6 protein-coding genes and 1 pseudogene are annotated in these 7765 nt (G+C 72.6%); 3 read left to right on the top strand and 4 right to left on the bottom strand.

What is annotated here, in order from left to right; all coding sequences use genetic code 11:
- Nucleotides 1–239 precede the first annotated feature (239 nt).
- A pseudogene (locus E7Z54_RS23945) lies at nucleotides 240–1361 on the top strand (ABC transporter substrate-binding protein); the annotation flags it as partial.
- Nucleotides 1362–1582: 221 nt separating this feature from the next.
- Here the strand turns inward: E7Z54_RS23945 and E7Z54_RS03035 are convergent.
- Nucleotides 1583–3037, bottom strand: coding sequence for a ribonuclease D (locus tag E7Z54_RS03035; protein ID WP_136431534.1), 1455 nt, complete (start codon nucleotides 3035–3037; stop codon nucleotides 1583–1585).
- Nucleotides 3037–3651, bottom strand: a complete 615-nt coding sequence (locus tag E7Z54_RS03030; RefSeq protein WP_136431533.1) for a DUF3000 domain-containing protein — start codon at nucleotides 3649–3651, stop codon at nucleotides 3037–3039. The genes E7Z54_RS03035 and E7Z54_RS03030 overlap by 1 nt, the downstream gene beginning before the upstream one ends.
- 69 nt (nucleotides 3652–3720) lie before the next feature.
- On the opposite strand from E7Z54_RS03030, the gene hemE reads away from it, so the two are divergent.
- Nucleotides 3721–4770 (top strand): uroporphyrinogen decarboxylase, encoded by a 1050-nt coding sequence (gene hemE, locus E7Z54_RS03025; RefSeq protein ID WP_136431532.1) that lies wholly within the window; start codon nucleotides 3721–3723, stop codon nucleotides 4768–4770.
- Here the strand turns inward: hemE and E7Z54_RS03020 are convergent.
- The gene (locus tag E7Z54_RS03020) at nucleotides 4755–5549 is read right to left on the bottom strand and encodes an NYN domain-containing protein (protein ID WP_136431531.1); all 795 of its coding nucleotides are present in this window, start codon (nucleotides 5547–5549) and stop codon (nucleotides 4755–4757) included. The two genes, hemE and E7Z54_RS03020, sit on opposite strands and share 16 nt — an antisense overlap.
- A 7-nt stretch (nucleotides 5550–5556) precedes the next feature.
- Nucleotides 5557–6486, bottom strand: coding sequence for a DUF4349 domain-containing protein (locus E7Z54_RS03015; protein WP_136431530.1), 930 nt, complete (start codon nucleotides 6484–6486; stop codon nucleotides 5557–5559).
- 55 nt (nucleotides 6487–6541) lie between these two features.
- Here E7Z54_RS03015 and E7Z54_RS03010 point away from each other — a divergent pair.
- Nucleotides 6542–7765 (top strand): protoporphyrinogen/coproporphyrinogen oxidase (locus E7Z54_RS03010; RefSeq protein ID WP_136431529.1); only part of this gene is annotated, 1224 nt, incomplete at its 3' end.

Here is a 7765-nt window from a genome sequence, read left to right as displayed (position 1 = left end):
TGGGCAGCCGAGCACGCCGGGCCGCGGCAGCCCCGGGTCCCAACTAAAAGCCGCTACGAGCGGCCCTGCGCCGTGAGGCGCTCCCGGCTCGGCGTGCTCGAACCGTCCACCGGCCGGCAGCGGCGCGTGACCGACCGAGAGCGTCGCGCTGCGCGGCGGGCAGGCTCGCGCCGCGCGTCCCGTGCGGGCGCCGGCCGCTAGGGTGGCGTGGTTCAGGGAGAGCGGCGGATAGGGCGAGGATGTCAGGCGTGGGTCGGTTCGACTGGCGGACGATCGCAGTGGTCGTGATCGTGGCGGTGGCGGTGCTCATCGGCATGATCGCCATCTCCGACGGCAGGGCCGAGCAGGACCCGCCGGCGGAGCCGACGACCAAGCCGACGGTGGTGCAGCTCGACCTCGCGGTGTGGGGCAGCGACGCCGAGATCGCGGCGTTCCAGGCAGTGGTCGACGACTACAACGTCTCGAGCAAGGACACCAACGTGTCCGTCAGCTCCTGGCCCGACGCCGGGTCGATGCTGGAGGACATCCGCAGCGGCGCGGCGCACCCCGACCTCTACCTGCTGCCGCGCAGCGAGCTCGCCGAGACGATCGCCGAGAAGCGCAACCGGCCGCTGCTCGACCTGCTCGAGGAGCGCGAGATCCCCATCGGCGACGACTTCTCCCGCGATGCGGTCGCGGCGTTCTCCGTCAACGACGACCTGCAGTGCATGCCCTACACGACCTCACCGATGGTCATCTACTACAACACCGACCTGGTCGACTTCGAGAAGATGGAGGAGGAGGGCCTCCCCACCCCCGACCCCGAGCACACGGGCTGGGACCTCGCCGAGTTCCGCGCGGCTGCCGAGTTCGCCAGCCGGCCGCGCCAGGGGACCCGCGGCGTCCACATCGACCCGACGCTCGACGGGCTGGCGCCGTTCATCCTCTCCGGCGGGGGCAAGCTCTTCGACGACGAGGCCGCGCCGACCAGCCTGGCGCTGAGCGAGGACGACTCCGCCGACGCGCTGCGGCAGACCCTCGAGGTGCTCCGCGACGCGCGCCTCACACTGAGCTCCAAGCAGCTCCAGCGCCGTCCCGCGCTGGAGTGGTTCAAGCGCGGCCGGGTCGCCATGATCGCCGGCTTCCGCGAGCTCACCCCCGAGCTCAGGAGGACCAAGGGGCTCGACTTCGACGTCATGCCGATGCCGACGCTGGGGTCCAGCCACACCATCGGCGAGGTCAACGGCATCTGCCTCACCGGCGGCAAGCCCCAGCGGGTGCGCAGCTCGGCGGACTTCCTGACCTACCTGGTGAGCGAGGAGGCCGTGGCGCGGGTGAGCCAGACCGGCTACCTCCAGCCGAGCAACCTCAAGGTGGCCCTGTCGCCGGCGTTCCTGCAACCCGACCAGGCGCCGGAGCACTCGATGGTCTTCAACAACGCCGTCCGCACGGTCGTGCTGCCGCCGATCATGGAGGAGGGCGCGGAGCTGGAGGCGCTCGTCGCCCCCGACATCGAGGCGCTGCTGACCGCCCCGGTGTTCGGCGACCTCAAGGATCTGCTGACCGCGATCGACGACAAGTCGCGCACGCTCCTGGACCCGGACTACGAGCCGGAGGAGTCCGACGCCGACTCCGGGGCGCCGTCGTCCGACGCCTCGTCGCCCGGGGCCTCGACGTCCGGGGCCTCGACGTCCGGAGGCTCCACGTCCGAGCCCTCGCCGTTCGAGCCGTCGCCGTCGGGGTCGGCCACCGACGACCGCAAGCGAGACTGACGCTTCCACTCGTCGGCCTCCAGGATCGCCCGCGTCAGCGCGGGAGCGGTCAGCCCGACCTGCCAGCTGCGTGCGCCCAGTGCGTTGAACTGGTCGATCACCGCCTCCAGCAGCTCCACGGGGTCCCGGGTCTTCGGCGGGGTCCACATCACCCGGCGCAGGTGGTCGGGGGTCAGCAGGTTCTCCAGCGGTACGGCATGCTCCTCGGCGATCGCCGACACCGCCGCTCGGGCGAGCTCGAGCCGCCGGGCCGCGACCGGGTCCTTGTCGGCCCAGGTCCGCGGCGCGGGCGGCCCGTCGCCGTGCGTGACCCGGGTGGGCAGCTGGTCCTCGGGCATCTCCGCCGCCTCGCGGATCGCGGCGAGCCACTCGTTGGCATAGCGCGACGCCCCGCGGCCGTGGAATCCCGAGGTGCTCATCAATGCCCCCCGACTGGTCGGCATCGCCGTCGCGGCGGCCACGATCGCGGAGTCCGGGATCAGCCGGCCCGGCGTGACGTCCCGCTCCTGCGCGAGCCGGTCACGGGTCTCCCACAGGGAGCGCACGGCACCGAGGGTGCGGCGTCCGCGCACCTTGTGCAGCCCGGAGGTTCGACGCCAGGCATCCACCCGCACCGTCGGCTGGAAGCCGCGGAGGTTCTCGAACTCCTGGCGCGCCCAGTCCGCCTTGCCGGTCTCCTCCAGCTCCCTGGACAGCAGCTCCCGCAGCTCCACGAGCACCTCGACGTCGAGCGCGGCGTACTCCAGCCAGGGCTTCGGCAGCGGCCGGGTGGACCAGTCCACCGCGGAGTGCTCCTTGAGGAGCTGGCGTCCGAGCAGGGTCTCGACGAGGGTCGCCAGACCGACCCGGGGATAGTTCAACAGCCTGCCGGCCAGCTCGGTGTCGAACAGCGCGGCGGGCCTCAGGCCGACCTCGGCCAGGCACGGGAGGTCCTGCGTGGCGGCGTGGAGGATCCACTCGGTGTCACCGATCGCCTCGGCCAGCGGCTCGAGGGTGCCGAACGGGATCGGGTCGACGAGCGCGATGCCGGCGCCCTCCCGCTTGAGCTGGATCAGGTAGGCGCGACTGGAGTAGCGGTACCCCGAGGCGCGCTCGGCGTCGATCGCGACCGGGCCGGTGCCTCGCGCGAGCGCCGCGCAGTACTCCTCGAGCGCCTCTAGGGTGTCGATGATCAAGGGCAGGCCGCCGGAGAGCTCGAGAAGCTCGACGGGCTGCTCCTCCTCGGGCGCAGCGGCCGACTCGTCCGCCTCGGTCACCGAGGGGTCCTGCTCGTCCGGTCCAGCCATCAGCCGGCGCTACCCCGCTGACCGCGGCGTGACGGCATGACGGCGACACCCTCCGGGACCGGCTCCAGCCCGCCGGCGGTGCAGAGCAGCTCGCCCCAGGCCTCGACGTGGCGGGTCAGGTCCGCGGGGTTGCTCGGAGTCCACGACGCGCGGATCTCGAGCTGCGCGTTGCCGGGCTCGCCGGCCATGGTGCCGTAGCTCTCGGTGGCCACGCGGGTGACCGTGCCGGACTCCGCGCCGTGGGCGGCGCCGTGCGCGTCCAGCGCGTCGGTCAACCAGGTCCAGCCCACGTCGGTCAGCATCGGATCGTTGGCCAGGTCGCTGTCGATCTCGGCACGGCAGTAGGCCACGCACCGGAAGGTGCCGTCCCACGCGTCGTTGCCTGCCGGGTCGTGGAGCACGACGAGCCGCCCGGTGGCGACCTCCTCGTCGTTCACCGTGACATCGGCGGACAGCGCGCTGGCGTACGGCGCGATCCGCTGCGGCGCAGGCATCTCCTCGCAGAACACCTCGGGCCGGAACACTGCGGCCCTGAGGCTCTCCACGGCAGCGATGAACTCGGGGGGTGCTCCGGCCGGGCCGGACCCCTGGTTCGACTCCTGCCGGGCGACCATGAGCCCACCCTAAGCCGTCCTGAGCCCTCGGATGTGCGTCCCACGCCGTCGACCTGAGACGCTGGCCCCGTGAGTGACCAGGCAGTCAGGAACAGCGCCTTCCTCAAGGCGGCCCGCGGGGAGGCCGTCCCGCACACGCCGGTGTGGTTCATGCGCCAGGCCGGCCGCTCCCTGCCCGAGTACCTCAAGGTCCGTGAGGGCGTCGCCATGCTCGACGCCTGTGCGACCCCGGAGCTGATCGTCGAGATCACCCTGCAGCCCGTCCGGCGGTACGGCGTGGACGCGGCGATCTTCTTCTCCGACATCGTGCTGCCGCTCAAGGCGATCGGCGTCGACCTCGACATCGTGCCCGGGGTGGGACCGGTCGTGGCCGACCCGGTGCGGACGCTCGCGGACGTGGCGGCGATCCCGGACCTCACCCCCGAGCACATCCCGTACATCACCGACGCCGTGCGGGGGCTCGTGACGGAGCTCGTCGGCATCAACGGCGGCACCCCCCTCATCGGGTTCGCGGGCGCTCCGTTCACGGTGGCGTCGTACCTCGTCGAGGGCGGCCCGTCCAAGGAGCACGCCCGGACCAAGGCGCTCATGTTCGGCGCCCCTGACGTCTGGGACGCGCTGATGCGCAAGATCGCGGGCATCTCGGCGACGTTCCTCAGGACCCAGGTCGCCGCCGGCGCCTCCGCGGTGCAGCTGTTCGACTCGTGGGCGGGCGCGCTCACTCCCGGGGACTACGCGCGCTACGTGCAGCCGCACTCCGCTGAAGTGCTCGCGGCGGTCGGCGACCTCGGCGTGCCGCGGATCCACTTCGGCGTCGGAACCTCGAACCTGCTGGACCTGATGGGCGACGCCGGTGCCGACGTGGTGGGCGTCGACTGGCGGACCCCGCTGGACCGGGCGATCCCGGTGGTTGGCGACCGATCGGTGCAGGGCAACCTCGACCCGACGCTGGTCTTCGCGCCGACCGAGGTGATGACCGCCCGCGCCGCGGAGGTCATCACCGCCGGTCGGGCCGCCCGCGGCCACATCTTCAACCTCGGGCACGGTGTCATCCCGAGCACCGATCCCGACCAGCTCGCGCGGCTGACCGAGTTCGTGCAGTCCTACCCGTTGGACTGAGTCGACCGGGACCGCCGCCGGGTGGTGGTCTTCTTGGCGGCGGTCTTCGTCGCCGGCGCCGCGTTGCCGGACCGGCCCTTGCTGGGGACCAGGCGCACCTTCGTCGTACCGCCGCCGATGTTCTCGACCTCGAGGAAGGGCTGGGCCTCGGCGAGGGCGACCAGTTTGGGGAACCCGTAGTTGCGGGGGTCGAAGGACGCGCTCGCCGAGCTGAGGTAGGTGCCGATCGCGCCCAGGTGGGCCCACCCGTCGTCGCCGGAGGTGCTGTTGACCGCGCGGGTGAGCAGCTTCTGCAGGTCGGGGAGAGGCTCGGCGGAGGCGGACTCACCCTCGGACACGCCACCGCCCAGCACCTCGAGGTAGATGAACCGGTCGCAGGCGGCCACCAGGGACGTCGGGGTCTTGCGCAGGCCCAGGCCGTAGACCGTCTTGCCCGACTCCCGGATGCGCGTCGCCAGCCGGGTGAAGTCGCTGTCGCTGGACACGATCGCGAACGCGTCGAGGTTCCCCGAGTACAGCAGGTCCATCGCGTCGATGATCAGCGCGGAGTCCGTGGAGTTCTTGCCGGTCGTGTAGGAGAACTGCTGCACGGGCGCGATCGCGTGCTGGTTGAGCTCGGTCTTCCAGCCGGTCAGCTGAGTGGTGGTCCAGTCCCCGTAGGCCCGCTTCACGGTGGTGACGCCGTACTGGGCCAGCTCCTCGAGGAGTCCACTCACGTGCTTGGGCGAGGTGTTGTCGGCATCGATGAGCACCGCGAGGCGGGTGGTGGGGGCGGTCATTGAGCCATCATTGCGGACCAGCGGTCGTCAGCGGCGTACGACGCCGCCGGCTCGCCCGGAGCCACAGCAGCGCCGGCACGAGAATGACCGCGAGCGCGATCGCCCACGGGAGGACGAACCCGATCACGGTCAGCGCCGCCGCGCCGCCGTCGACGAATCTGTCCCACCCGGCGCGCAGGCCGCCCAGGAACCCGTCGGCGGTCTCCTCCTCTTCCTCGTCGTCGGTGCGCTCGAGGTGCACGGTGATCGTGGAGCGGGCGGTCTGGTCCTCGAGCCACTGCTGGCGGGACTTCAGCGAGTCGAGGTCCGCCTGGCGCTGGGACAGGTCGGCCTCGATCGCGATGATCTCGCGCAAGGTGGTGGCGCGGGCGAGCAGTGCCTCGATCCGACGGACGCTCTTCTCCTGGGCCCGGATCCGGGCGTCGACGTCGATCACCTCGGTGGTGACGTCGTCCGTGCCGGTGGTGGAGCTCTGGAGGGACCCGACCCGCTCGAGCGCGTCGAGGGTCTCCGCGAACCTCTCGCTCGGCACCCGCAGCACGATCCGCGCGGTGTCGAGCTCCCCGTCGTCGTCGGTCGTGGTCTCCTGCTCGACCACGCTGCCGCCGGCGCGATCGACGATCTTCTGCACGTCGAACCGTGCGTCGCCCACGTCGTCGGCCTCGAGGGAGACGGTGCCGGTGGCGATCACCGCCGGGGTCCGGGGCTCGACCCCCTCCCCGGCCAGGCCTGACCGATCCATCGCGCGGTCGTCGGTCTGCCCGGCATCGTCGCCGCCGCCGTCGGTGGCGGCCGCGGGCGCGTCGGCCGCCGGTTCGGCGACGCCGCCGGAGTCCTCGGAGCTGGTCATGGAGTCACCCGCGGCGCATGCGCCGGTGGTGAGCGCGACGGCGAGCGCCATCGAGGCGAGCAGGAACCGGGATCGCTGGGTCGTCATTCTGCTCCGACGCGGGCGGTCCGAGTCTGGTTCCCGTCTCTGGCACGCTGGGACCGTGCAGCGAGCGGTCGTGGTCGGTGGTGGCGTCGCCGGACTGGCGGCGGCCCGGGACCTGGCCGACGCCGGTTGCGACGTGCTGCTGCTCGAGGCGACGGACCGCGCCGGCGGCAAGCTCCGCCGCGGCGAGGTCGCCGGAGTGACGGTGGACGTCGGCGCGGAGGCGATGATCCACCGCCGACCCGAGGGGGTCGATCTCGCCCGCGAGCTCGGGCTGCCGATCGTCCACCCGACCGGCGCCACCTCGCGGGTGTGGACCCGTGGTGCGCTCCGGCGGCTGCCGCGCACGCTCATGGGCGCACCGCTCGACCTCGAGGAGCTGGAGGAGACCGGGATCCTGGGCGAGGAGGGGATGGTCCGGGCCCGGCACCAGCTCCTTCCGCAGCCCGACGACGACGCGTCCGTCGGCGAGCTGGTGGCGACCCGCTTCGGCGACGAGGTGGTGGACCGGCTCGTCGAGCCGCTGCTCGGCGGCGTCTACGCCGGTCAGGCTCGGCACATCTCCGCGACGGCGGCCGTGCCCCAGCTGGTCGACCTGATCGCGCGGCCAGAATTCGTCCTCCCGCCCGCGCCAGCCGACGCCGCCCCGGTCTTCGCCGGCGTCGACGGCGGCATGTGGCGCCTGGCCGAGGCGCTCGAGGCCGACCTTCATGGGCGGCCCGGCGTCGAGGTCCGCCACGGAGCGACGGTCACCGCGATCCGTCGTACGAACGGCGGTTTCGCGGTCGGCACCTCGGACGGCGAGGAGACGGCGGAGCTGCTGGTGGTCGCCACGCCGGCGCCGCCCGCGGCCAGGCTGCTCTCCGACGTCGCGCCCGCGGCGGCCGACGAGCTGCTGCAGGTCTGCTACGCATCGGTCGCCCTCGTCACGCTCGCCTTCCGCGCGGACGACGGAGGCGTCCGGGAGGCGCTCGACGTCGGTGCTTCCGGGTTCCTGGTGCCGCCGGTGGACGGCCGGCAGGTGAAGGCGTCGACGTTCTCGTTCGCGAAGTGGGCCTGGGTCCGCGCCGCGGGGGAGGAGCAGGGGCTGCTCGTGCTGCGCACCTCGCTGGGCCGCTTCGGGGAGCAGGCGACACTGCAGGTCCCCGACGACCAGCTGGTGCAGGCATCGCTCGCCGACCTCGCCGCCGCGACCGGGCTCACGGCAACGCCCGTCGACGCCGTCGTGCAGCGCTGGGGCGGCGGCCTTCCGCAGTACTGGGTCGGGCACCTCGACCGCGTG

It is taken from the genome of Nocardioides sp. (genome assembly GCF_004803405.1).
GTDB classification, from domain to species: Bacteria; Actinomycetota; Actinomycetes; order Propionibacteriales; family Nocardioidaceae; genus Nocardioides; species Nocardioides vastitatis.
The sequence above is the reverse complement of the archived record's forward strand: the minus strand, read 5'-3'. Positions and strand labels throughout refer to the sequence as shown.